General features: G+C 33.4%; 19 protein-coding genes. 3 read left to right on the top strand and 16 right to left on the bottom strand.

Annotation, left to right across the window (positions count from 1 at the left end; all coding sequences use genetic code 11):
- Positions 1-2 precede the first annotated feature (2 nt).
- Complete coding sequence (locus FJV36_RS11820) at positions 3-2,990, bottom strand: amidohydrolase family protein (RefSeq protein WP_158727978.1); 2,988 nt, start codon at positions 2,988-2,990, stop codon at positions 3-5.
- 228 nt (positions 2,991-3,218) lie between these two features.
- Here FJV36_RS11820 and FJV36_RS11815 point away from each other — a divergent pair, with 228 nt between their 5' ends.
- Positions 3,219-4,754, top strand: a complete 1,536-nt coding sequence (locus FJV36_RS11815; protein WP_158727979.1) for a YifB family Mg chelatase-like AAA ATPase — start codon at positions 3,219-3,221, stop codon at positions 4,752-4,754.
- A 241-nt stretch (positions 4,755-4,995) separates the two neighbouring features.
- Here the strand turns inward: FJV36_RS11815 and FJV36_RS11810 are convergent, their stop codons facing one another.
- Positions 4,996-5,640, bottom strand: coding sequence for a CatB-related O-acetyltransferase (locus FJV36_RS11810; protein ID WP_158727980.1), 645 nt, complete (start codon positions 5,638-5,640; stop codon positions 4,996-4,998).
- A 138-nt stretch (positions 5,641-5,778) separates the two neighbouring features.
- On the bottom strand, positions 5,779-6,036 hold the full coding sequence (locus FJV36_RS11805) for a hypothetical protein (RefSeq protein ID WP_158727981.1): 258 nt from the start codon (positions 6,034-6,036) through the stop codon (positions 5,779-5,781).
- A 460-nt stretch (positions 6,037-6,496) separates the two neighbouring features.
- On the opposite strand from FJV36_RS11805, the gene FJV36_RS11800 reads away from it, so the two are divergent.
- Positions 6,497-7,195 carry a pseudouridine synthase gene (locus FJV36_RS11800; protein WP_158727982.1) on the top strand — a complete coding sequence of 233 codons (699 nt, stop codon included), beginning with the start codon at positions 6,497-6,499 and terminating at the stop codon, positions 7,193-7,195.
- 319 nt (positions 7,196-7,514) lie between these two features.
- Here the strand turns inward: FJV36_RS11800 and trpA are convergent, their stop codons facing one another.
- The 12 genes from trpA to FJV36_RS11740 all read right to left on the bottom strand — a co-directional run bounded on the left by trpA (position 7,515) and on the right by FJV36_RS11740 (position 18,439).
- Positions 7,515-8,276 (bottom strand): tryptophan synthase subunit alpha, encoded by a 762-nt coding sequence (gene trpA, locus FJV36_RS11795; RefSeq protein WP_158727983.1) that lies wholly within the window; start codon positions 8,274-8,276, stop codon positions 7,515-7,517.
- A gap of 52 nt (positions 8,277-8,328) precedes the next feature.
- Positions 8,329-8,649 (bottom strand): gamma-glutamylcyclotransferase family protein, encoded by a 321-nt coding sequence (locus FJV36_RS11790; protein WP_144893636.1) that lies wholly within the window; start codon positions 8,647-8,649, stop codon positions 8,329-8,331.
- Positions 8,650-8,864: 215 nt separating this feature from the next.
- A complete protein-coding gene (gene trpB / locus FJV36_RS11785; protein WP_158727984.1) occupies positions 8,865-10,046 on the bottom strand; it encodes a tryptophan synthase subunit beta in 1,182 nt (393 codons plus the stop codon).
- Between the two features lie 18 nt (positions 10,047-10,064).
- Positions 10,065-10,709: a phosphoribosylanthranilate isomerase gene (locus FJV36_RS11780; RefSeq protein ID WP_370514376.1), complete on the bottom strand. Its 645-nt coding sequence runs from the start codon at positions 10,707-10,709 to the stop codon at positions 10,065-10,067.
- 93 nt (positions 10,710-10,802) lie between these two features.
- Entirely contained in the window at positions 10,803-11,588 is a 786-nt protein-coding gene (gene trpC, locus FJV36_RS11775) for an indole-3-glycerol phosphate synthase TrpC (protein WP_158727985.1), read from the bottom strand.
- A gap of 91 nt (positions 11,589-11,679) precedes the next feature.
- The gene (trpD, locus tag FJV36_RS11770; protein WP_158727986.1) at positions 11,680-12,672 is read right to left on the bottom strand and encodes an anthranilate phosphoribosyltransferase; all 993 of its coding nucleotides are present in this window, start codon (positions 12,670-12,672) and stop codon (positions 11,680-11,682) included.
- 64 nt (positions 12,673-12,736) lie between these two features.
- Positions 12,737-13,348: an aminodeoxychorismate/anthranilate synthase component II gene (locus tag FJV36_RS11765; RefSeq protein WP_158727987.1), complete on the bottom strand. Its 612-nt coding sequence runs from the start codon at positions 13,346-13,348 to the stop codon at positions 12,737-12,739.
- A gap of 68 nt (positions 13,349-13,416) precedes the next feature.
- Complete coding sequence (locus tag FJV36_RS11760; RefSeq protein ID WP_158981128.1) at positions 13,417-14,817, bottom strand: anthranilate synthase component I family protein; 1,401 nt, start codon at positions 14,815-14,817, stop codon at positions 13,417-13,419.
- Between the two features lie 299 nt (positions 14,818-15,116).
- Positions 15,117-16,385 carry a hypothetical protein gene (locus FJV36_RS11755; protein WP_158981126.1) on the bottom strand — a complete coding sequence of 423 codons (1,269 nt, stop codon included), beginning with the start codon at positions 16,383-16,385 and terminating at the stop codon, positions 15,117-15,119.
- 354 nt (positions 16,386-16,739) lie between these two features.
- Positions 16,740-17,309: a YceI family protein gene (locus FJV36_RS11750; protein WP_158981124.1), complete on the bottom strand. Its 570-nt coding sequence runs from the start codon at positions 17,307-17,309 to the stop codon at positions 16,740-16,742.
- A 29-nt stretch (positions 17,310-17,338) separates the two neighbouring features.
- The gene (locus FJV36_RS11745; RefSeq protein ID WP_158727991.1) at positions 17,339-17,971 is read right to left on the bottom strand and encodes an NAD(P)H-dependent oxidoreductase; all 633 of its coding nucleotides are present in this window, start codon (positions 17,969-17,971) and stop codon (positions 17,339-17,341) included.
- A 12-nt stretch (positions 17,972-17,983) separates the two neighbouring features.
- The gene (locus FJV36_RS11740; protein WP_158727992.1) at positions 17,984-18,439 is read right to left on the bottom strand and encodes a MarR family winged helix-turn-helix transcriptional regulator; all 456 of its coding nucleotides are present in this window, start codon (positions 18,437-18,439) and stop codon (positions 17,984-17,986) included.
- Positions 18,440-18,709: 270 nt separating this feature from the next.
- On the opposite strand from FJV36_RS11740, the gene FJV36_RS11735 reads away from it, so the two are divergent.
- Positions 18,710-24,748 (top strand): PAS domain S-box protein, encoded by a 6,039-nt coding sequence (locus FJV36_RS11735; protein ID WP_158981122.1) that lies wholly within the window; start codon positions 18,710-18,712, stop codon positions 24,746-24,748.
- Positions 24,749-24,851: 103 nt separating this feature from the next.
- Here FJV36_RS11735 and FJV36_RS11730 read toward each other — a convergent pair whose 3' ends face one another.
- On the bottom strand, positions 24,852-25,691 hold the full coding sequence (locus FJV36_RS11730) for a methyltransferase domain-containing protein (protein ID WP_158727994.1): 840 nt from the start codon (positions 25,689-25,691) through the stop codon (positions 24,852-24,854).
- Positions 25,692-25,763: the final 72 nt, after the last annotated feature.

The raw sequence follows: 25,763 nt of genomic DNA, 5'->3' as shown, positions 1-25,763 counted from the left end.
TGTTACTCCTCAAGAGTATCGCACTCATATTCTTTTCTTTCTTTCTTTTTAGGCTCTTGTGTGATCATTCCTTTGTTTTTTTCTTGTAACAATTGACCAATCAGTTCACTTCTTTCTTTTGTGATTTCTACTCTTTTTTCAAGATCTTTTTTTGCATCAAAGTAAACAACTCCTTCAATTAAAGTTTGCTCTGCTTTTGCATAAATAGATAATGGATTGTCACTCCATAATACAATATCAGCATCTTTACCTGTTTTTATACTACCCACTTTATCATCAATGTGCAATAATTTTGCTGGATTCAATGTTACAAATTTCCACGCATCCTCTTCAGATATATTTCCGTATTTCACTGCCTTAGCTGCTTCTTGATTTAATCTTCTTGACATTTCAGCATCATCAGAGTTGTAGGCAACTACAAGTCCGGCATTGTGCATAATAGGACCATTAAAAGGAATGGCATCATTTACTTCAAATTTGTAAGCCCACCAATCAGAGAAAGTAGAAGCTCCCACACCGTGCTCTTTCATTTTATCAGCAACTTTGTAGCCTTCTAAGATGTGAGTGTATGTATTTACCCTAAAGTTGAATTTTTCGGCAACATTCATTAACATTAATATTTCTGATTGTACATAAGAGTGACAAGAAATAAAACGTTCTTTATTTAAAATTTCAGCAAGAGTTTGAAGTTCAACATCTACTCTAGGAGCTTTTCCTTTTTTATTACTTGCGTTAAATGCTTTCCAGCTCAAATCATATTCTTTGGCTCTTTGAAAATAATCAATAAAAACTTGTTCAACACCCATTCTTGTTTGTGGAAAACGAGTAGGATTTGTATTTCCCCAGTTTGATTGTTTTACGTTTTCTCCTAGTGCAAATTTTATAAATCCTGGTTGGTTTTTGTATAACATTTCATCAGCTGCAGCTCCCCATTTCCATTTTACAATGGCAGATCTACCACCAATAGGGTTTGCTGAACCGTGTAACAATTGTGATGTTGTTACACCACCAGCGAGTTCTCTGTAAATATTTACGTCTTCAGAGTTTACTACGTCTTGAATGGTTACTTCGGCACTAGAGTTGTGTCCGCCTTCATTCACACCATTAGAAATAGCAATGTGAGAGTGCTCATCTATAATTCCGCTTGTAAGGTGTTTTCCTTTGGCATCAATTACTGTAGCAGAGGCATCCGAAATGTTTTTACCTACTGCTGCAATTTTTCCGTTTTTCACCAAAACATCTGTTTCGGTTAGGATTCCTTCTTTTTCGTTTGTCCAAACTGTTGCATTTTTATACAAGATAGTTTGCGCTGCAGGTTTGCTAAGATTTCCAAAAGCTGTATTTGGGAATGTTCTAGGAATTACAAAATTGTTTTTTTCAACTTTAGTAGAATCGATGGTTTTTACAAATGGAGCTGTTTTTACTGCAGACCATTTTACTTCTTTTCCGTCAAATAAAACTGCTTTTCCAGAAAGGGTTTGGGTGTCGTCAATAAACCCAATCAATCTTGTAAAACTAGTTTTGGTTGAATCCAAAGGTTTGATCACGGTAGATAACCAATTGTTGCTCATAGAAAGTTTTGAGTTTACTTTTTTGGCATCTACAGTAGTAATTTCTGATTTTGGTGCGCTAACTTCACCATTAATTTTCCATTTGAATTTTTCATTATTGATGGTAAGGTCGTAATTTCCTCTAATATCTTTGATAGTTAAATCGTTTATTACGAACTTGTTACCTTGAACCCAGTTTTCGTATAAAATTGTTTTTTCATCAAATATTGCTCCAGATGCAATTACGAAATTAGCTAAACTTCCGTTTTTTAACGATCCAACTTCATTGCTTTTTCCTAAAATAGCTGCAGGAATTGTAGTCAGTGCTTCTAGAGCTTTGGTACTGTCAAAACCAAATTTTATGGCTTTTAAAAGATTTGTTCTAAAATCTTCAATTTTCTTTAATTTATCAGTAGTAAGTGCAAATACCACTCCATTGTCTGATAAAACTTTTAAGTTTGTAGGAGCTTGATTCCAAAAACGTAAATCTTTTAACTCCATTTGATTGGCTTGATTCGGATCTGAAACATCATATGCTTCTGGGAAATTTACGGGAATTATAAATTTAGAATTAGTATTTTTTATTTCTTCAATTCTTTCAAATTCGTTTCCGTTTCCTTTTAAAACATAGTTTAAGCCAAATTCTTTAGCAATTTTGGCGGCACGTAAACTGTTTAATTTGTCCTCTGAAGCAAATATTTGAACTAATTTTTCATTATTTGCAAGTGCCTCAAGCGAAAGATCTTTAGTAGCAGAGTTCCCCTTTTTATACCAGTCTAAATCATGATACATTTGTCTTAATAACGCCATCATTCCCATTAAAGACCCAGGATAGGATTGATTTGTGGTAACGCTCCTTGTAAAAGCAAAGTGATTGGTTAACTTGTCTGCCAGCAATTGGTTTTGCTTTTCAAAATTATTCAATGCTATTAGGGTACCTGTACCTCTTGCAATACCATTATGTACGTGAGTTCCTACTACTCCAAAACCAGCTTTTAGCAATTCTTCTGCTTTGGTTTGGTCGTATTTAAAGTTTTCGTAAGCATTTGCTTCGGCTAGGATGCTTTCATTCCAGTAATAGCCTATTCTTTTAGTGTCGTATGTAGGCATACGTGGACCAGCAACACTTTTTGGTTTTTCTATACCAAAATTAGTGTAGATGTCTATAAAGGAAGGATAAATTGTTTTTCCCTCAAGATCTATCGTAGTACAGTTTTTTGGAATGGTAACCGAGGTTCCTGCACTTACTACTTTTCCATTTTGGATAAGTAATGTACCTTTTTCAATAATTTGAGTTGGAGTTACATAAATTTTAGCATTGGTAAATGCAGTAAAATTGTTACTCTTATTTTGTATACTTTCGTTATTAGGAAAGTACTCCTGCGCATACGTTTTAGATAGCACCACGCTAAATAAAAGTAGAAATAGAATTTTTTTCATAGTTTAGTTTCTAATTAGTTCTTAAAAGTAAAAAATTGTGTACAGAGTGCAGGCTGTTTACATGAATTTAACATTTGTTTTTTATTATGTTGATTTACTAAGTATTATAAATTAGAATATGTTTCTATTTTATGAAATTATATAAAATATGCTATTTTTTTATATTGTTTTTGCAGATGTTAAAATATAAGAAAAGTTTTTACTAATTTTATTTTAAAATAATAATATATGTTAGTAAAGGTTTTTGGGAGTGCTGTTTTTGGCGTTGAAGCTACAACAATTACAGTTGAGGTTAATATGGATAAGGGTATAGGCTACCATCTTGTAGGTTTACCAGATAACGCTATAAAAGAGAGTAGTTACCGTATTGCTGCCGCGCTCAAAAACAATACCTATGCTATGCCCGGAAAAAAAATCACCATTAACATGGCGCCTGCAGATTTACGTAAGGAAGGTTCAGCCTATGATTTGACATTGGCTATTGGTATTTTAGTGGCTTCAGGCCAAATCAAAGCAGATGCTCTAGAACAATATATTATAATGGGTGAATTGTCTCTTGATGGAAGTTTGCAACCCATAAGAGGAGCCTTGCCAATAGCAATTAAAGCTAAAGAAGAAGGTTTCAAAGGTTTTTTTCTACCTAAACAAAATGTAAAAGAGGCAGCCATTGTAGCTGGACTTGAAGTCTATGGTGTTGAAAACGTTCAAGAAGTGATTGATTTCCTTGAAGGTAAAGGAAATCTAGAACCTACCACGATTGATACACGAGCCGAATTTTATAAAACCTTAGACTTTCCTGAATTTGATTTTAGTGATGTTAAAGGACAAGAAAGTATTAAACGTTGTATGGAAATTGCTGCTGCAGGTGGACACAACATTATATTAATAGGTCCACCTGGCGCAGGAAAAACAATGCTTGCCAAAAGATTACCAAGTATTTTGCCGCCCATGACGTTGCGCGAAGCACTTGAAACTACGAAAATTCATAGTGTTGCAGGTAAACTTAAAGAAGTGGGTTTAATGAATCAAAGACCATTTAGGAGTCCGCATCACACTATTTCTAATGTGGCGTTAGTAGGTGGGGGAAGTTATCCGCAGCCTGGAGAAATTTCTATGGCGCACAACGGAGTTCTATTTCTAGATGAGCTACCAGAATTTAAAAGAGATGTTCTTGAAGTAATGCGTCAACCACTTGAAGATAGAGAAGTTACTATTTCTAGAGCTAAGTTTACGGTAACGTACCCCTCATCGTTCATGCTTGTTGCCAGTATGAACCCTAGTCCGAGTGGTTTTTTTAATGATCCAGATGCTCCACAAACGTCCTCACCACATGAAATGCATCGGTATTTAAGTAAAATTTCTGGGCCATTGCTAGACAGAATAGACATTCATATTGAAGTAACTCCTGTTCCTTTTGATAAACTTTCAGATGATCAAAAAGCTGAGAGTAGTGTTGCTATTAGAGAGCGCGTGACTGCAGCTCGAGAAATACAATCTGTACGTTTTGATCACATGGACCACATTCATTACAATGCCCAAATGAATACTAAACAAATCAGGGAGTATTGTGCTCTTGATGAGGTGTCAAAACAATTATTAAAAACAGCTATGGAACGATTGAATTTATCTGCAAGAGCTTACGACCGAATTTTAAAGGTAGCGCGAACTATAGCTGATCTTGAAGCAGTCCCAGCAGTACAGTCAAATCATATTGCCGAAGCCATTCAATATCGAAGTCTAGACCGCGATGGTTGGTTGGGATAATTTTTTTGATGTTTTTTTTTAATTATATTCTACTCTAAAAAAAACATAAATAATAGTCTTACTTTTTTCAAGACATTAATTTATGATAAATTAAATTCGTATATTTTTTTTAAATCTAAAATTATATTACGTTACTATATCAACAATAGCTATGAAAAACGGAACTAAGACTATTAAAAAAAGCAATGAAATAGTCTTTTTTATTTTGACCTTTGAGTCATTGTCATGAACATATTAGAGTTTACAGCTCAAGGTTATTTGCCGAATTTATAAACGAGTCAATTTTATCATCAGTAAGATTTTGAATGTTTTTAGTAATTTTTTCAATGTCCCAATTCCACCATTGTATTGCTAACAATTTTTCAATTTGTTCTTTTGTAAATCTTTTTTTTATCTCATTAGCGGGATTCCCTCCAATAATGGAGTAAGGTTCTACATTTCTAGTTACCGTCGAATTCGATGCAATTATCGCCCCGTCACCTATTTTTATTCCGGGCATTATAGTAGAGTTATACCCAATCCAGACATCGTTTCCTATCTCTGTATTTCCTTTATTAGGATACTGTTTTCCTTCCATAGCATTTTTCCAGTCCTCTCCAAATATTGCAAATGGATAAGAACTTATTGATTTTGTTAGGTGATTTGCCCCATTCATTATGAATTTCACATCAGAAGCAATCATACAAAATTTGCCTATAATTAATTGGTCTCCAATAAAATCAAAATGATATTTTACGTTTTTCTCAAAATTAGCAATGTTTTCAAAATCATCATAATAGGTGTAATCTCCAATAATTATGTTGGGGTTTGTGATTGTGTTTTTTAAAAAACAAAGTTTATTATAATTTTCTAATGGAAATTGGGTGTCTTTATTAGGTATTTTCATTTCTGAATTTTTCTAGGTGATGTTTTTATCTTCGGGAGATTCTACTTTTCTAAAACTTCATTGATTTTTATTTGAACTGTAAGGTGTACTCTAATTTATTAATTAGCATTCTGTTAAATGTTCTGGTTTTGCAATGTATTAAAAGTGATCTTTATTTTTACCAATAGCATGTTTCATTTTTTGTCCCATACTGCTCGTTGCATAACCTGAAACATTTTCTTTTTTTCGTTGCCCGTTTGATAAATATTCAATACTAATGGAGCAGTCTCTTGGAATCTCAACCCAAACAGTTTTACTTTCTCCAACTTCTAGTTTGTCAATCTTTCCACCGCCACAACCCACAATGTTTATCTTTGTCAAAGTTGTTTGTGTTGTGTTTGTAAAATTGATTCTCATGGTGTTAAGCAAAATAATTGTAAACCAACAATAAAGGAATAGTATTGGAATATTTATCAACATAAGGCTACAGGATGTGAGTAGTTTTTTTCTGCTGTCTTTGTCCTGTCTAGCTTTAATTAGAATGAAAATAAGAATACCAATGTTAATTAGAACTATAAAAGGGATAAAACTGTAACCAACGATAAGCACTTCATCTGATGAGGTTAGAAAATAAAGACTAAAAATACAGGTCCCGAGCAAAAATGAAATAAAAGTAGTTAGTCGTCCTAGTTTTATGTATCGGTCTGCATTCATGTGTTTTCTATTGTTATTAGTTTGTTTTAAAACACGTTTGTTTGGTTTTTCAATGTAAAAGTAGTAGATTTAAACTACAAAAAAAAATAGCTTCTTTAAAAAAATATAGAAATAAATACGTCAAAAGAGAGATTTCGATAAAGATCTCTTTTACTTTTGCCAGATGTTAGAAATTCTGTACCAAGACAAATATATTATTGCAATTAATAAGCCAAGTGGATTGTTGGTTCACAAATCATTTTATGCTCGGGATGCAAAAGTTTTTGCTATTCAAGAATTGAGAAATCAAATAGGAGGGCAACATGTTTATCCTATTCATCGGTTAGACCGCAAAACATCTGGTGTCTTGTTATTTGCTTTGGATACAGCCGTTTTAAAAATTATGAATGATCGTTTTGCCACACGCGAAGTCGAAAAAAAATATTTATCAATTTTACGTGGTTGGTCACCCGTAGAACTAACGATTGATTATGATTTAACCAATGATGATGGTGTTGTACAAAATGCAATAACCTATTTTCATCGATTGCAATCTACCGAAATTGAGTTGGAATTTAACAAACAGCCAACGTCACGATATTGTTTGGTTGAAGCGATTCCTGAAACTGGGCGTATGCATCAATTACGAAAACATTTCAAACATATTTTTCATCCCATTTTAGGAAGTCGGCCACATGGATGTAACAAACAAAATAAATTATGGTTGGAGCATTTTGAACTGAAAGGAATGATGCTTCATGCGCATCAATTAATTTTTAATCATCCCATAACAAATGAACAATTAATCTTGAATGCAAAGATTAATGAAGAGTTTAGCAGAGTAGGTACTATTCTTAATCTAGATTTGAGTACGTATGAATAACATACTAATTTGTAAAATAATGCTATAAATTACTTATTCATTTGGAAACTAAAATTTTCAACTTGAAGATAATTAGATTTCAGATTTTTGATTAATTCTTGAGACATTTATATCATATGCTATTTTTACCGATTTAAATTACTAGACCAAAGTCTTGAGACATTTTCTCAGCATTTGCGAGAAATTTATTTTTTTATAATGATACTTCGCTCTGGGCGTAGTTCAGGATTTTGTTTTCTGTCTCGTCCCGAAATATGTTTACAAAAAAACGGCGTTTCAAATTACTCTGAAACGCCATTATTTATTTTTTTTAAAGTGCTTATCGAATACTCTTCACGAAGGTTGCTATATTTTGGGTTCCGTTTTTAGTTAAATCTTGAATAAACGCGCTGCCAATAATGGCTCCTTTAGCAAATTGTGTAGCTTGATTAAAAGTTTCGGAATTGTTGATTCCAAAGCCTATAACTTGTGGGTTTTTCAAATTCATGTCGGCAATTCGTTCGAAATATGTTTCTTGTGTGGCTCCAAAACCAGATTGAGATCCTGTAACACTCGCTGAACTTACCATATAAATAAATGCATCAGAGACACTATCAATGAAATGAATGCGATCTACAGAGGTTTGTGGTGTTATTAAAAAAATATTTTTAAGACCGTATTTTTCAAATATTTCTTGGTAGGAGTCTGCATATACATCCACGGGTAAATCAGGTATTATTAATCCGTCAATTCCTATTGCAGCACATTTTTTACAAAAATTTTCAATTCCATATTGCAACATAGGGTTAAAGTAGCCCATGATTATAAGTGGTATAGAAACGGTTTCTCTTATTTTTTCCAGTTGGTCAAATAACACTTGCGTGGTCATGCCATTATGCAAGGCTTGTGTAGAACTTTCTTGAATAGTAGGACCATCTGCTAGTGGATCACTAAAAGGCAGTCCAATTTCAATCATGTCAACTCCATTTTTTTCTAAGTCTTGTATTATTTGTACGGTATCGTGCAAGCTAGGATATCCAGCCGAAAAGTAAATGGAAAGTATTTTATTATTTTCTTGTAATTTTTTATTAATTCTGTTCATGATATATTGATTTCCCTTTTTGATTAGGGTTTAGTTATGGGCTTACTTTTATTTAAATTACGGCGCTGTAGGCCCAGGCTTTCTGTTTTGATTGGAGCTGTACTTCAACTCTTTTATAATGCAGCCCTTCATATAAATCAGATTGGTGTAGCTCTTTGGTACTAATTTCGTAGACCATTCCGTTAATGGTATTTTCTTGATTTTCAGTTTGTGTAATAATGGGGTAGTTGACAATGCCAAATTCTTCTTCAATTTGAATTTGTTTTACCACATATCCTATTAGTGTTTCTGGAGTACCCTCTAGAATGCGCCCAAAGAGGTCTTTTTGTATGTCCTCGTTTTGTAAACTACCGTAAGCAAATAATTTTTCCATAATGTGGGTTTGACAAATTTAATTTAAAACGTGATGTGCTCTTCTTGATTGCGTTAAGGATGGCAGCGGTATCTACTGGTTTAGAAAAATAAGGCTTTTGCCGTAGTTTTTGTTAATCGGGAATTTAGCGTACAGCCTGACCTCGCTTTTTTCGGCGAGGGAACGCCCTAAAATTAAGTCAAAAAAAACATCTCACAGGATAATAGTGTACTAAATTATAATTTAAAATAATCTATGTAAGTATTTAAATCCTTGTCACCACGGCCAGAGAGATTAATTACTACAATATCGTCTTTCTTGAATTTCATTTCGTCTAATACTGCAAAGGCGTGCGCACTTTCTATGGCAGGAATTAAGCCCTCCATTTTAGATAATTTGATACCCCAGTCCATGGCTTGTGCATCTGTAATTGAGATAAATTGAGCTCTTCCAGTAGTGTATAAATTAGCGTGCATGGGGCCAACACCAGGATAATCAAGTCCAGCTGATATGGAGTAAGGCTCTGTTATTTGTCCATCGTTGGTTTGCATTAATAGTGTTTTACTACCATGAATAACACCTATTTTTCCTAATGCTGAGGTAGCTGCGCTTTCCCCAGAGTCTACGCCTAGTCCAGCTGCTTCAACAGCAATGATGTTGACTTCTTTTTCGTCCAGGAAATGATAATAAGTTCCTGCAGCATTGCTACCACCGCCTACGCAGGCAATAACGTAATCTGGGTTTTCTTTCCCTTCTTTTTCTAGCAATTGCTCTTTTATTTCTTTTGAAATAACACTTTGAAAACGCGCCACCATATCAGGATATGGGTGTGGTCCCACTACCGATCCTATGATGTAGTACGTATCTACAGGATTGTTAATCCAGTCTCTAATGGCTTCATTAGTAGCGTCTTTCAAGGTTTTGGATCCAGACTTGGCAGGTCTTACTTCGGCACCAAGCATTTTCATTCGGGCTACGTTTGGCGCTTGTCTTTTTATATCTACTTCACCCATGTACACAATACATTCTAGTCCCATTAAGGCACATACCGTTGCTGTAGCTACACCGTGTTGTCCAGCGCCAGTCTCGGCAATAATTCTTTTTTTGCCCAATCGTTTGGCTAGGAGTATTTGTCCTATGGTGTTGTTTACTTTATGTGCTCCCGTGTGACACAAATCTTCTCTTTTGAGGTAAATTTTTGTATTATATTCTTCGGATAAGCGTTTTGCAAAATACAAGGGAGTAGGGCGGCCTACATACTCTTTTAGCAAGGCATCAAACTCTTCTTGAAATTCAGGTTCTGCTGTGATTTTTAGGTAATTTTGGCGAAGTTCTTCTACATTTGGGTATAACATTTCAGGAATGAAAGCACCACCAAATTCTCCATAATATCCTTTTTCATTAACGTTGTAACTCATTTTGTGTATGTTTAAAAGTTAAAGTTGTAAATTATGTTGCAACTTTTGTAATAATGTAATGTCTTTTAATCCAGGCTCTGTTTCAAATTTACTGTTTAAATCTAGAGCGTGAATTGGTAAATTGGTATTCAAGATTTGTTGTATAGATTCAACCTCATCAAGGCTTATCCCACCACTTAAAAAAAATGGTTTAAGCGAAGGATATTTTTCTAAAACCCGCCAGTCAAATGTATTTCCGTTCCCACCCGGAAGTTTGCCTTTAGTATCAAATAAAAAGTAATCGCATACCGTTTCAAAAGGTTCTAGTTCTTGAAAATCAAAGGTGTCATTGACCGAGAAAACCTTGATGATTTCTATTTTTTTTTCTTTTAATTTTTCTTTCAAATCACTACAAAAAGCAACCGACTCATTTCCATGTAATTGTATGGCTTGTAAATTATATTTTTCGGCTTTCGCCAAAATTACTTCGATTTCCTCTTGCACAAATACCCCCACTTTTTTTATAGATGCTGGTAATTCGGGCATCTCTCCATCAAAATAACGAGTGGATTTATCCCAAAAAATAAATCCCAAATAATCAGGTTGTAGCGCAGCAAGTCCCAAAATGTTTTCTGGATATTTCATGCCGCATACTTTTACTTTTACCCCCATTTTTCCTGACATAACGGGAGACGAAAGGGGAGTTGTATTTGGGTTATTTATTGAAGGTTGCATAATGACTACCTGTATTGATTGTTGTGTTATATTTTTTTTAAATTAAGAAAGTAGTTTCTGGATAAATTCAGTAGCTGCTTTTCCTGCATTGTCTGTTTTCATAAAATTTTCTCCTATCAAAAACCCCTTAAAACCATATGGTTTGAGTTCATTAATAGCTTCCACGCTAGCAATTCCACTCTCGGATACTTTTACAAAATTATCTGGGATTTGTGAAGCGAGTTGCTTGCTGAAATCCAAACTCACTTCAAAAGTTTTTAAATTTCTGTTGTTAACACCTATCATGTCAAGTGACGGCATAATAGATTTTTCTAACTCTTCTTGATCATGTACTTCTAGTAACACTTCTAATCCTAAACTATGTGCAAATTCAGATAACTGTTTGATTTCCTCTCGCGTTAAAACCGCTGCAATCAGTAAAATTAAATCGGCGCCATGAGCTTTTGCCTCTAGAATTTGGTACTCATCAACTATGAATTCTTTGCGCAAAAGCGGAATGTTTACTGTTGCTCTAGCCAAAAGTAAATCATCAAGAGAACCACCAAAATACTTCCCATCAGTAAGTACCGATATGCCACAAGCACCTGCAGTTTCATATCCTTTTACCACCTCTTCAACAGTAAAATTATAATTAATTTCAGCTTTTGATGGTGACCTGCGTTTGTGTTCGGCAATTATTCCAGAGTTACTGGCTCTAAGCGATTGACTTAATGAAATTGTTTTTTTTGTGAAAAATACTGAGGATTCTAGCTGCGATACCGGAATTATTGTTTTTTTGAGAATCACTTCTCTTTTTTTGTCAACTATTATTTTATCTAAGATGTTCATTTATTTTTTATTAGACGTTTTTATATTTAACATTTCATTTTGATCTGTAATTAGCTATTTCAGGAACACTTACCTTAAATTTTAAACTATTTTATTTGCTTAATTCTTGTAATTTCTTCAAAGATAAAAGTCCTTTACCAGATAATAAACTCTCTTTCGCTATTTGAAATCCTTCTAAAGGCGAGCAATTTGTAACCGTTGCAATAGCCATGGCAGCATTGGCACAGACGACATTATTTTGAGCTTCGGTTCCTTTTCCAGCAATAATTGTAGTAAACATTTCAGCCGATTCTTCAATGGTTGTTCCGCCTTCAATTTCTTTTTGGGTTAGTAAGTTTACACCAAAATCTTCGGGATTCAACATCCCTTCTCTTGTTTTTGATATTGTTTTTGAAGCACCAGTCAGGGATATTTCATCATATCCATCTAAAGAATGAAGTATGGTGAAGTTTACATCTGTATTTTGATACAAATACGCGTACATTCGAGCAAGTTCTAGATTGAAAACACCTACCAATTGATTTTTTGGAAAAGAAGGATTTACCATAGGACCTAGCATATTAAAAAATGTTTTTACAGCCAGTTCTTTTCTAATAGGACCCACGTTTTTCATTGCAGGATGAAATAAAGGTGCGTGTAAAATACAAATTCCAGCTTGGTCCATACAACTTTCTAGAAAACCATTGTCATTGCTAAAACGGATACCTAGTTTTTCCATTACGTTACTAGAACCAGAAATAGACGAAACACCATAATTGCCATGTTTAGCTACTTTTATTCCGGCACCTGCCGCTACAAACGATGCTAATGTTGAAATATTAAAGGTATCCTTCCCATCTCCGCCAGTACCACAAAGATCTATGGTGTTATAAGCAGATAAATCAACTCGAATACACAATTCTAGCAGTGCTTCTCTAAAGCCAGCAAGCTCCTCAATAGTGATGCTACGCATCATGTAAACGGTAAGGAAAGAAGCTATTTGGCTGTTGTTGTAACCTCCGTTTGAAATAGTAATCAATACGTTCTTTGCTTCCTCTCTAGAAAGGGTTTCGTGATTGATCAATCGGTTTAATATGTTTTTCATTTGTGATAGTTGTTCTTAATGGTAAACTCTTTGTGTGATACTTTAACTAGGAAAATTTTTAAAACTAGCTTTTAATCCAGTTTTCCAAAATTCGTTTTCCATTAGGTGTCAATACACTTTCAGGGTGAAACTGCACCCCACGTACATCATAAGTTTTGTGACGCAAGGACATGATTTGTCCGTTTTCGTCAAGAGAGGTAATCTCTAGTACATCAGGTAAATGAGTATCTACTACCCAAGAATGGTAACGCCCTACCTCAAAGGAGTTTCCTAAACCTTCAAAAAGAAGTTCATCAGTCACGGTAGTTTTTACCATAGAGGCTACGCCATGATATACTTTGTCAAGATTAGAAAGTGTTCCACCGTAAACCTCACCTATGGCTTGCTGCCCTAGACAGACTCCAAAAATACTCTTGGTAGGACCATATTTGCGAATCACTTCTTTTAACAAACCCGCTTCATCAGGAATTCCAGGACCTGGTGAAAGCAGAATTTTATCGAAAACTGAAATTTCATCAATATCAAATTGATCGTTTCTATAAACGGTAACTTCACAGTCTAAATCTTCAAGATAATGTACTAAATTATAGGTGAAACTATCGTAATTATCAATGACTAAAACTTGCCGTCTTGCAGCAGCAGTTGAAGTAGATGGTGTGTTTATATTGTTGCTCATTATATTTTTTTATTTTAATTTTTTTTTGAAAATGAAACCCTTTTTAGAAGGAATTTATTAGAATTGAATTAAATCGTTTCGGCTAAATCTAATGCGGCATTTAAGGCTCTTAATTTATTGTACACTTCTTGCATTTCACTTTCTTCATCAGAGCTTGCCACAATTCCAGCGCCCGCTTGACAATGCAATTGATGATTTTTACTTAAAAAACTTCGGATCATGATGGCATGGTTAAAATTACCATCAAAATCCATCACCCCTATTGCGCCTCCATAAAAATTCCGACTTGTTTTTTCGTATTCTTCAATGAGTTGCATGGCACGGTGTTTAGGTGCACCACTAAGCGTACCTGCTGGAAACGTATCAGCTACCACTTGCATCGTTGTGGCCGTGTCATGTAAATACCCTGTGACTTTAGAAACCAAGTGAATAACATGCGAAAAGAATTGTACTTCTCTATATTTTTCTACTTGAACATCATGACCATTTCGGCTTAAATCATTTCTGGCCAAGTCAACCAGCATCACGTGTTCACTGTTTTCTTTTTTATCCTCAGATAATTGCTTGGCAAGGTTTGCATCTTTCTCATCATCTCCTGTACGTTTAAAAGTTCCAGCAATGGGATGAATTTCGGCTTTTCTATCTTTTACGATAATCTGAGCTTCGGGAGAGCTTCCAAAAATTTTGAAATCGCCATAATCAAAGAAAAATAGGTAAGGGGAAGGGTTGATGCTTCTCAAGGCTCGGTATACATTAAACTCATCACCTTTAAAACCTTGCGTAAATCTTCTTGACAAAACGAGCTGAAACACATCACCTCTAAAACAATGTTTTTTTGCTAAGGCCACATTTTCTTTAAATTCTGCATCAGTCAAATTAGAAAAACCGTCACCTTCTTTTGAAAATTTATACGAAGCAATATTTCTAGATTGAAGCAGTTGTTCTATCTCGGCAATATTATTACGACCATCTAAGCTGTGGCAAAAGAGATACGCTTCATTCTTAAAATGGTTAATAGCAATAATGTTTTGGTAAACCGCATAGTGTACATCTGGAATGGAATTGCTATTTTCTTTTTTAGCGATTGTAACTTTTTCAAAATACCGAACCGCATCATACGAAATGTATCCAAATAACCCGTTGTTTATAAATTTGAAATTGTTTTTATCTGACTTGAATTGTCCAGAAAACTCTTGAATGACAGCTGGAATATCGGTATTTGTGTCAATATTTATTTTTTCAGAACTACCGTCAGGGAATGATTTATAAATCACTTCATTTTCTATTTTTAAGGATGCAATAGGATTGCAACAAATATAGGAGAAGCTGTTGTCATTACCATGATAATCACTACTCTCTAGTAAAAGACTATTGGGAAATTTATCTCTAATCTTAAAGTATACACTCACGGGGGTAATGGTGTCAGCTAAGATTTGCTTGTATTTTGTTTGTAATGTAAATGATTTCAATTTTTTATGTTTTTAGTGTTGTTTCCATTTTAGATCAAAAAAAAAGGCCTGTCGTGATGACAAGCCTTTTATATTTATAGTTTTAAAAATACCATAGGAGCTTAATTCACGACATTTGACGTAAATTGTTCCACCACCATGAATTGTTTAAAATTGTGTTCATTGTTTATTATTTTATACAAATATATAAATGAAATTTCAATTATAACACATTTTAAATTAAAATTAAATAATTTTTTTTCTGTTTTTTGTTATGAATATAAAACCTGAGTTTTTCTTAGAAGTGATTTTATTATGAATTACTTACTGGCTAAATTGGTATACGATTTTAAACGGAAATCTGGTGCTTTTTTTAAGGAAGGTTGAATGAAAAAATCTAAAGTTGGTATGGTAGTATAATCTAATGCGTAGGAGGCGTTGCTGTACCAATTTGCTATTTCAATATTATTTCCTGCTACTTCACTAATGATTTTATCAGAACAATTATTAGCAATTACACCTCTAAAACTAATTCGACCAAGATTTTCACTAATGTAACTTATCTTTGAATCTAAAACAGCTATTGCAGAAAAACCATGTATTACGCTATTATCTAATGTTAGAAAGCACTTATCTTTAATGTAAATTGATTCTTTAACAAGTCCTTGATTATTTTCTTGCGTATTAAGTAAGGTCATGTTATTGGCGGTTATTGAGGTAGCTTTTTTAGTAAAATCGCAGTTTTCTATTTTGTCATAATTGTCAATTTCAAAGCATCTAGAGCCTGCAACATCGCTTGAAAATGGATCTCTTATGGCAATACTATTGGTAATTTTAGCCTGTGCACCTTGTGTAAAATCAAAATCATCATCAGTAGAACGGTATGAAATAATATTGTTTAAAGTTGTTTTACCTCCATAACATTCAAAGGAATCATCATTTGAAAAACTTATTTGGATGTTTTCTAGTTTTGTTTTATTTCCAACGCCGGCAAGTGATAAACCATTGAGTTCTTTTTGTTCTTTTAATTTTCTGCCTGAAAATTCAATACGCACAAATTTTAAAATCCCGGAATTATCCTCTTCATTTGCACCACCATAATAGCTAACTTCTGGATTTAAATTAAAGTCTAAAAAACCGATTCCACCAATCCTATTGATTGGTGCATCGCCAAGAATTACAATTCCACCCCAATCTCCAGGTTTTCTTGATAAAACAGCATTGTTAGAGGTAAATACAATAGGAGCAGTTTCATTACCTTCGGCCATAATCTTAGAACCTTTTGTAATTACTAGCGTTCCGCAGGTTTCTTTATCACCACGAATAACGGTTCCTGGCTCAATAGTAAGCGTTGCTTTGTTCGTAACATAAACTACACCTATTAATCGATAAGTGTTTTTACGTTGTAAGGTCATATTGCTACTTATAACCCCTGTTAATATCGTTGTTGCTTCATTATATTCAGTACTAGCGGGTTTAAAATTAGTCCAATTGTTAAGCCAGTTTTCTTCTCCTATTATACCTTTGAGTTGTTGTGCATTGATGTACAAGCAAGAAAGCAGTAAAAGCAGTGTGATTTTTAATTTCATGGTACTTGTTTTTGTAGTTTCAGTTGTTATATGAGATGTAAATTTCATTTAACCAAAAGTACTTTAGTGCTGTTAAGCTAGTCTGTATCTAATATTATTAGTTTATTAAGAATAACTGACCGATGTTATTTTTGTGGAACTAAAGTTTGACTGTTCTGAAATTTCAGTTCTGATTTTAATGCAAGAACTAGGAGTATTGCTTTTCGGGTTTACTTGAAGAGAAAAAAATGTAAATACATTTTTAAGTACGGTTTTGGTCTAAAAAAGGAAATTAGCGATAAAAAGTAAAAATCATTAAAAAAAGAAAACCCTATCAATTTCTTGATAGGGTTTAAGGAGTGAGTTGTCTTGGAATTAGAATTTCAAATTCACAGCTAATGTAAAATCATCGTTGATTGCTTTGTCACCAATAGCACTAAAGATGCTAGCCGAGTTGTACTCTATTTTATATTTAGTTCTGTCTACAATTACATTTGCAGTTGCAGAATTAGCCGTAGTAGCCAGATCAAAAGTTACAGGGTTTGTAATTCCTTTTATAGTTAAATCAGCAGTTACAGCGTAAAGATTAGCTGATTTGCTTACTACTTTTTTGAAAACCAAAGTTGAAGTTGCAAATTTTTCAGTTCCAAAAAAGTCATCTGCTTTTAAGTGTCCTTCTAGATTTTCTTTTCCTTGTCCTGCTTTTAAGTCAGTTACTGTCATTGAAGTCATATCAACAACAAATGAACCTCCAGCTACTTTTTTTCCTTTAAAAACAAGGTTTCCACTTTTAAGGTTGATAGTACCTTCATGTGCTCCTGTTACTTTTTTTCCAACCCAGTTGATAGTACTTTTAGAAACGTCTACTGCTTTTGTTTGAGCATTTACGGTTACTGTTGTTAGCGCAATTACTGCTGCTAATGCAATTGATTTTAAGTTTTTCATTTTAGTTTGTTTAAAGTTGTTTAAAAAAATTATAGTGTAATAAATAAATCCTCGTTTGATTTTCTCACTTTTTTGTAATGCTGTGTAGCATCTTCTTTATGGCGATATCCTATTGTTGCAAGTAATGTAGCATTAAGACCTAATTTATCTAGACCTAGAATTTCATTTACTTGTGCTGGTATAAAACCTTCCATAGGAGTGGTGTCAATTTTTAATTCAGCAGCACTGTTTAATAGGTTACCAAGTGCAATATAGGTTTGTTTTGCTGACCATAAGTTTCTGCTTTCTTCAGACAATCCTACAATGTTACCCTTCATGTAATCCACATACCCTTGAATGCTTTCAAGTGGAATTTCACGAGTTTCGCTCATTGTTTTTGCAAAATCGTCAATTCCCTCTGCACCAAAGTTTAATTCATTTGCAAAAACAATCAAGTGTGAAGCATCCACAACTTGCGCTTGTCCGTAAGCTGCTGGTTGCAATTGAGCACGTAATTCAGGATTGTCAACAATAATAATTTTGTATGGTTGTAATCCATAAGAAGATGCGGTTAAGCGGATAGCTTCTTTTAACGTACTTAAATCTTCTGTTGTTATTTTTTTTGATGCATCAAATTTTTTAGTTGCATATCTCCAATTCTGGTTTTCTATAAATGTACTCATAATTATATTTATTTATTGTTTTCTATATTTTTCTAATAATGCGTTTAACTGTTCAATTTCTTCTGGTGTTAAGTTTTGCGAAAAAAAACGTTCATGCGCTATCACTTTTGGATCTAATTCTGATAGCACTTCTAATCCTTTAAGGGTAATTAAAACTTCAATTTTTCGTCGGTTATCAGGGCATACTTTTCTCGTTACATATTCTTTTAGGAGCAATTTGTCTACAAGGCGGGTTGTGTTGCTTGTTTTTGCAAGCATTCTTTCTTGAATTACAGACATGTTTGCTGGATTTCCTTTTTGCCCCCTTAGGATACGCAATACGTTATATTGTTCACTTGATATTTCAAAGGGTTTGAGGATTTCATTAAAGTTCTCTGTAATGACATTTTGTGTATATAAAATATTCAGGATAATTTTTTTTGAATTATCCATAGTTACAGTTGATTTTAATATCTCTTCAATTTTCATATTTGTATATATGTAATTTGTTGGTACAAATATAGTGATAATTATTGTTGTATATACAAATGTGTTTTAAATTTTTGTTAAATTTTATGTTCTTAATTTTGAAAAGCTCATTAAAGCATTTTACAAATAATAAAAATATACTATTAAATTGAAATGTATTTAACCTCTTATGTGTGTATTCTATCGAACATTATTTAAGTTTCATCATTTAAGTTTTTAATGGATTATTTTTTTTGTTATATTTAGCGATTACTTTAATACTAATGTCTTATGAATGAGGCTAATTACAGCTATGATGAATTGCTTATTTTAGTAAAGCAAAAGGGAACACAAATTCAAAACTTAATAGAAAAAGACTCATGTAAAAATAACTTTGAGCAATTAATTCAGAGTTCACAGGATTTTGTATGTATTGCTACTGCCGATTGTTATTTTAAAGAAATAAATCCAGCATTTGTTTCGGTATTAGGGTACACAGAACATGAACTTTTATCGCAACCTTTTCTAAACTTTATACATCCTGAAGATCTTGAAAAAAGTAGAGATGAAGTAAAAAGGCTAGGTAAGGAAAAGGAATCAATAAACTTTGAAAATCGTTATGTTAAAAAAAATGGTGAGATTATTTCTATTCAATGGATTATCACCGTATCTCATGAACACGGCCTAGCTTATGGCATAGGGAGAGACGTAACGTGTGTTAAAAGTATTCAAGAGCAATTATCAGTAAGTGAAAAATTACTTAATGATGCCCAACATATTGCCAAATTAGGTAGCTGGAGATATAAGTTAGATACTAAAGAAATGTTTTGGTCTAATGAATTGTATGCTATTTATGAATTGATAAGAGAACCTGATCAAGATTTATTTAAAGAATTTTTAAATATTTTTTCAAAAGAGGATTCTTCTTTTTTTCTCGAAAAAATAAATAATGCAATAATTGATAAAAAGGAATTTGATTTAGAGCGTAAAGTAGTCTTTGCAAACCAAGATCAAAAATGGCTGTATGCCATTGTTATTCCGCAAGAGGATAAGTCTGGTAGAATCATTGCTTTTAATGGAACGGTTCAAGATGTAACTGAAAAAAAGCAAATAGAATCTAAAATTAAAAAACGTGAAAAAGTTGAGGTTGCTCAGCGAATACAATTTATTCAAAAAGAAAGTGATTTAAAATTTCAAAACTATATCGAAAATGCTCCGGATGGTGTGTTTGTTTTAGATGAGCATGGATCTTATATTGAGGTTAATCAGGCTGCAACATTGCTTTCGGGTTATTCCAGGGAAGAGTTGCTTACGAAGAAATTTGGGGATTTATCAGCAATTACATACCAGAAAGAGTACTTTGTTGAATTTAAAAATCTTTTAGAAAAAGGAGTAGGTAAAAAAGAAATGCAAGCCGTTTTAAAAGACGGTTCCAGGAGATGGTGGCAAGTTGAAGCAGTAAAAATTGCTAAAAATCGTTACCTCGGTTTTGTTAAAGATGTAACAGAGAAAAAAGCTATTGAGGAAAAAATTGCTCAAAACGAACGTCGTTTTAGAGCTTTAATACAAAATAGCGTAGACATCATTTCTTTAGTTGATGATAAGTTAAATATTATTTTCCGAAGTGAATCTGCTCAAAGAGTCACTGGATGGTCACATGAAGATTTTGAAAGTAAATCAGTTTTTGATTATATTCATCCTGAGGATCAAAAAGATATTCCACTTTTATTAAAAAAAGTATTGAGTGAACCAGGAAGTCCTTTTCCAGTCACTTTACAATTAAAACATAAACGAGGTCATTACATCTGGCTCGAAGGCTATGTTAATAATTTATTGCATGATCCTGATATAGGTGGTATTGTTATTAATTTAAGAGATGTAACATCTAATAAAAAAGCACAAGAATTATTAAATGAGGAACGCAATAAATTTTTTAAGATTGCAGCTACCTCACCAGGTTTAATATATTCTATGAGACAAAATAAAGATCAGTCTTTATCTTATACGTATGCAAGTAATGCCATTCAAGAAATTTATGGTTTTGCTTTTGATGAAATTGAGTTTGATACTTCAAAATTATTTGAACGCATACATCCAGAAGACGTTAATTATGTTGTTGAGAAGATTAAAATTACCAAAACCAATTTGGTGCCACTAAAAACTCAATACCGTTATTTTCATCCGCAAAAGGGAATGGTTTGGCATGATGTCAACTCGTTGCCTATATTAGAACCCGAGGGGACAGTAATTTGTCATGGTATTATTACTGATATTACTGATCGAATACTAACAGAACAAAAAATTATTAAAACCAATAGATTATATTCATTTATAAGTCAAATGAATCAAATGATTGTGCGCACTACAGATGAGCAAACTTTATTTAGAGAAGCATGTAACATTGCTGTAGAGACAGGAAAGTTTAAGCTAGCATGGATTGGTATCATTGATAAAGAGAGTGAAAAAGTACTTCCTGCCATGGTTGCCGGAGAACATGAAAATTATGTTTCTGTAATTAGTACAATTTCTGTGAACAGAAACATTCCAGAGGGAAGAGGTCCAATAGGACAAGCCGTATATGAAAAAAAGTTTATAGTTTGTAATAATATTGCGGATGATCCTAGAATGCAGCCTTGGAGAACAGAGGCTTTGACAAGAAATTACAAATCATTGCTAACTATCCCTATCAAAAAATTTAATTTGGTAGTTGGCGTGATTACATTTTACGCCAGTGAAATCAATTTTTTTGATGATGAAGAAATTACATTACTAATAGAGGCTACAGGGGATATTTCTTTTGCGCTTGAAATATTTGAAAAAGAATCTTTGAGGAAAAAAGCTGAGGAAACTATTTCTGAAAGTGAACAACGTTATCATACCTTAACAGAGGTTTCTCCAGTAGGCATTTTTAGAACAGATCCTGCAGGATACACTACTTATGTTAATCCGTATTGGAGTCAACTTTCAGGTTTGTCTTTTGAAGAGGCATTAGGGAATGGGTGGTTTAAGGCGGTACATCATGATGATGTAGCAAACCTGGCTGGTCGCTGGAATAACGATTCGAAAAAATTAAATTCTTCATTTTCTGAGTACAGGTTTCTTCGCCCAGATGGAGCAATATCGTGGGTAATGGGTAAGGCCATACCAGAGAGAAATCTCAAAAATGAAATCGTTGGATACATAGGTACAATTACTGATATCACCGAGCGTAAACTTGCAGAATCGGAAATTTTGAAAGAAAAACAGCTGTCAGAAGTAGTTATAAATAGCCTTCCTGGAATTTTTTACCTCTATGATGAAAAAGGGAAATTTGTAAAATGGAACCAAAATTTTGAAGAAATCACAGGATATACCGAAGAAGAAATTTTAAATATGAGTCCGCTTGATTTCTTTGATGACGATCAAAAAAAGAGAATCGCTCCCCGAATTCAATCTATATTTGAGACCAAACAAGGCAATTCGGATATAAATAGCGAAGGTTTTGAGCTTGAATTCTTTACTAAATCTAAAAATAAAATTCCGTACTATGTAAACTCAAGATGTATTTCCTACGAAGGTAAAAAATGCATTGTAGGGATGGGTGTAGATCTTACCGAAATTAAAAAAGCAGAAGAGAAAATTAGAGCTGCCAATGAGCGTTTTGAAATGATTTCAGCAGCTACCAATGATGCTGTTTTTGAGGTAAACTTAATCACAGGAGAGAGTTGGAATAATCAAGCTTTTATAGATCTTTTAGGATTTGGTAGTACTGTAACAAATGGTGTTAACAACATGACTGTTTGGCGTTCAAAACTCCATCCAGATGATAGAGATCGAGTTATCAAAAAACTGGAAGAAACATACGCAGGAACTACTAATAATTGGTCTGATGAGTTTCGATTCATGAAAGCAGATGGAACCTATGGGATATTTTTTGACAGAGGTATAGTTTCAAGAGACGAAGAGGGTAAGGCAATACTTCTCAATGGAGCATTAACCGAAATTACTGAATTAAAGAATATCAAAGAACAGCTTGTTAACAGTGAAGAGCGCTATAAAAGTTTGATAGAGCAAGCCTCAGATGCAATTATGATTAGTAATAGTAAAGGTAACTTGCTAGAAGTTAATGATAGCGCCTGTAAAATGCTAGGTTTTACAAAAGAGGAATTATGTACTAAGAATTTTGAAAACTTATACATTATAGATGATCTTGTCAAAAGACCAATCATCTTTACTGAATTGATAAATACGGAGCAAACATTGATGGAGTGCAATATGATGCACAAAAATGGGACTTTAAGAGCTGTAGAGATCACTGCTAAAAAAATTGTAGATGGTAGAATTGTAGCCATTGTTAGGGATGTTAGTGAGCGTAAACAAATAGATGATGAGTTTATGCGCATGCATAAAAAAATGGAGGCCATACTTGGCGCCATTCCGGATATGCTTTTTGAAATTAATCTCGAAGGTAAAATTTTTAATTATCACTCCCGTAGAGATGATTTACTTGCGGTACCACCAGAATATTTTTTAGATAAAAAGTTTTCAGATGTGCTACCCGAAGAAGCGTCAAGCATAATTCTTGAAGCCATAAATGAAGCTTCGGTTGATGGTTTTTCAGCTGGCAAGCAATATGTACTCGAATTAGGCCAAGAAAAACATTGGTTTGAATTATCCGTTGCGCCTATGAAAGAAAATTTAGATAATGAGATTCACTTTATTTGCCTCTGTAGGGATATTACAAAAGCGAAACAATCTGATGTCGCATTCTTTAAAAGTGAGGAACGATACCGCGGATTATTGAATAACCTTGATGCGGGAATCATGGTATACAAACCTGATGCCTCAATCATTGTAAACAATCAGAAAGCAAATGAGTTGTTAGGACTTACAGATGAAGAGTTGAAAGGCATTTCTACTTATGATAGAAATCTTACCCTTTATGATGAGATTGGAATTGAATTACTTGTTGAGAAATATCCGGTCAACCAAATTATTTCAACAAAGTCATCCTTGAAAAATTTTAAAATGGGAGTAGTACGCTCGGCTAATAAAGAACCAATATGGGTCTTGGTAAACGGCTATCCAGATTTTGACAGTCAAGGGAACATCAACGAAATTGTTTTGAGTTTCATTGATATTACGGAACAGAAAGTGCTGGAAATGGAGCTCTTAAAAGCTAAAGAATTGGCCGAAGCCGCAAACAAAGCCAAAACAGATTTCTTAGCAAATATGAGTCATGAAATTAGAACTCCATTAAACGGGATTATAGGTTTTACACACTTGTTAATGAAGTCTAATCTTAAGAAAAACCAAGCAGAGTATATGACTACTGTTAATGAATCAGCAACGTCATTAATGGATATAGTAAATGATGTTTTGGATTTCTCCAAAATTGAGTCGGGTAAACTAGAGTTGGATTTTGAAAAAGTAAATCTTTTTAAACTTACCAATCAGGTAATCAACTTGTTTAAGATTCAGGCCATCAAAAAAAATATAAACTTAATACTTGATATTGACAAAGCTGTGCCGCAATACATCATTGCAGACTCGGTAAGACTCAAGCAAATTTTAGTAAACTTATTAAGTAATGCAATAAAGTTTACTCATTTTGGTGAAATTAGATTAGATATTAGTCAAATAAATAAACCTGAAAAAAAATCAGCAACAATTAAGTTTTCTGTAAAGGATACAGGTGTTGGAATCAAGACATATAATAATGAAAAAATCTTTAAGTCATTTGTACAAGAGGATAATTCTACCAACAGAAAGTTTGGGGGTACTGGATTAGGATTAGCAATTTCAAATCAGTTGCTAGCCTTAATGGATAGTAAGTTAGAGTTAATTAGTAAATATGGAGATGGAAGTGATTTTTACTTTGTGGTCAAATTTACAAGAGCGAGTTTCAAAAATGATTTAGACACACTAATTATTCCTAAAAATAATATCCTAACTAGCTTGCCGGAATGTATTTTAGATGATAAGAGAGTTTTGATTGTTGAGGATAATAAAATCAATATGTTGCTAGCTAAAACATTAGTGAAAAGAATCATTTCTAATTGTCAAATTTTTGAAGCCAAAGATGGTAACGAAGCTGTGGAACTTTATGAAAAAGAAAGACCTGATGTAATTCTTATGGACATACAAATGCCTAATAAAAACGGTTATGAAGCCACTGATGAGATTAGAAAATTTGAAAACTCTCAAGACATCCCTATCATTGCCATTACAGCAGGAATCATGGCAGGGGATAAAGAAAAATGTTTTGAAGCAGGAATGAATGATTATCTTCCTAAACCAATAATTCAAACAGATTTAGAGCGTGTTTTGCAAGCTTGGTTAAAAAAATAACTTTCATCAATGAGGTTCTCAATAAAAAAGGTATTTGAACAGTCAAATACCTTTTTTATTGATTACCTATTATGTTACAATATTAACTAGTAAAGCATATTTTCTAGGTAGTGCTATGAGGCGTAATTGAATAATTAGCGTCATATAAAAGCGCATCTTGAAGTTTTTCAATTACAATCATCGAGTGGCTTACAATAACAATTTCTTGGAAGTTTGTACTTATTGAAACTTGAAGTATACCTTCAATATCAGTTAATTTTGAATCTATTGTTTCGGCACATGTAGAGCAAGTAACTCCGTTTAATTCAAACAAGTTCACAATAACATTCGTCTTTTTTTCAAACATAAAAAACAACTCAGAGTTTGCTCTTGGCGCAACAGAATTTCTGGCTATTTCCATTTTTTGAATTCGGAAAGCATTTTCAAAAAGGCTTTCATATTCTTTTTGGCTTCCGCCAAAGGGAGGTCCAGCTTCAAAATTTCTATTAAAAAATAGTCCTGCTAAAATTCCGTTTTTTGCCAGCAGCTGATGCATTTTCCAAAGGTATTTTTGCCTCATAAACGGTGGAATAGCACAAAAGAAGGTTTGCTCAATAATACAATCATACTGACCAGAATGTGTAAAAAAATCACCTTGAATAATCTTTATGTTTGGATTGTTAGCATGTTTTTTTGTTAAGGCTGCCACCGGTGATGGTGCAATATCTATAACGGTAATGTTACTAAAACCATTTGCTAAAAGATATTCAGCCTCATAACTATTACCGCAACCCGGAATCAAAATACTACAGTCTTTATTGGTTATAGTATTTATAAATTCTTGAAGTGGTGGTGCTATGGTTCCCAAATCCCATTTTGTAGTTTGTGCAACATATTGCGATTCCCAATAATTTGCATCTATGGGTTGCTCGCAGCTAACAATGCAACATTTTAAATCAGACATAGTTTTATTATATCAAATCAAATGATTTATCATTTTGACATAAATCAAAATGAATCAATTGATTATAGTTTA

The sequence above is a fragment of the Flavobacterium sp. I-STPP5a genome (genome assembly GCF_009764685.1).
GTDB lineage: Bacteria > Bacteroidota > Bacteroidia > Flavobacteriales > Flavobacteriaceae > Flavobacterium.
This window is presented reverse-complemented; position numbering and strand designations above follow the sequence as displayed.

Coding starts and splice junctions, on each gene's coding strand:
- FJV36_RS11745 (WP_158727991.1), bottom strand. CDS start 17,971: ATGAGTACATTTATAGAAAACCAGAATTGGAGATATGCAACTAAAAAA.
- FJV36_RS11735 (WP_158981122.1), top strand. CDS start 18,710: ATGAATGAGGCTAATTACAGCTATGATGAATTGCTTATTTTAGTAAAG.
- FJV36_RS11805 (WP_158727981.1), bottom strand. CDS start 6,036: ATGAGAATCAATTTTACAAACACAACACAAACAACTTTGACAAAGATA.
- trpB (WP_158727984.1), bottom strand. CDS start 10,046: ATGAGTTACAACGTTAATGAAAAAGGATATTATGGAGAATTTGGTGGT.
- FJV36_RS11815 (WP_158727979.1), top strand. CDS start 3,219: ATGTTAGTAAAGGTTTTTGGGAGTGCTGTTTTTGGCGTTGAAGCTACA.
- FJV36_RS11800 (WP_158727982.1), top strand. CDS start 6,497: ATGTTAGAAATTCTGTACCAAGACAAATATATTATTGCAATTAATAAG.
- FJV36_RS11780 (WP_370514376.1), bottom strand. CDS start 10,709: ATGTCAGGAAAAATGGGGGTAAAAGTAAAAGTATGCGGCATGAAATAT.
- trpC (WP_158727985.1), bottom strand. CDS start 11,588: ATGAACATCTTAGATAAAATAATAGTTGACAAAAAAAGAGAAGTGATT.
- FJV36_RS11765 (WP_158727987.1), bottom strand. CDS start 13,348: ATGAGCAACAATATAAACACACCATCTACTTCAACTGCTGCTGCAAGA.
- trpD (WP_158727986.1), bottom strand. CDS start 12,672: ATGAAAAACATATTAAACCGATTGATCAATCACGAAACCCTTTCTAGA.
- FJV36_RS11790 (WP_144893636.1), bottom strand. CDS start 8,649: ATGGAAAAATTATTTGCTTACGGTAGTTTACAAAACGAGGACATACAA.
- FJV36_RS11750 (WP_158981124.1), bottom strand. CDS start 17,309: ATGAAAAACTTAAAATCAATTGCATTAGCAGCAGTAATTGCGCTAACA.
- FJV36_RS11755 (WP_158981126.1), bottom strand. CDS start 16,385: ATGAAATTAAAAATCACACTGCTTTTACTGCTTTCTTGCTTGTACATC.
- FJV36_RS11820 (WP_158727978.1), bottom strand. CDS start 2,990: ATGAAAAAAATTCTATTTCTACTTTTATTTAGCGTGGTGCTATCTAAA.
- FJV36_RS11740 (WP_158727992.1), bottom strand. CDS start 18,439: ATGAAAATTGAAGAGATATTAAAATCAACTGTAACTATGGATAATTCA.
- FJV36_RS11730 (WP_158727994.1), bottom strand. CDS start 25,691: ATGTCTGATTTAAAATGTTGCATTGTTAGCTGCGAGCAACCCATAGAT.
- trpA (WP_158727983.1), bottom strand. CDS start 8,276: ATGAACAGAATTAATAAAAAATTACAAGAAAATAATAAAATACTTTCC.
- FJV36_RS11810 (WP_158727980.1), bottom strand. CDS start 5,640: ATGAAAATACCTAATAAAGACACCCAATTTCCATTAGAAAATTATAAT.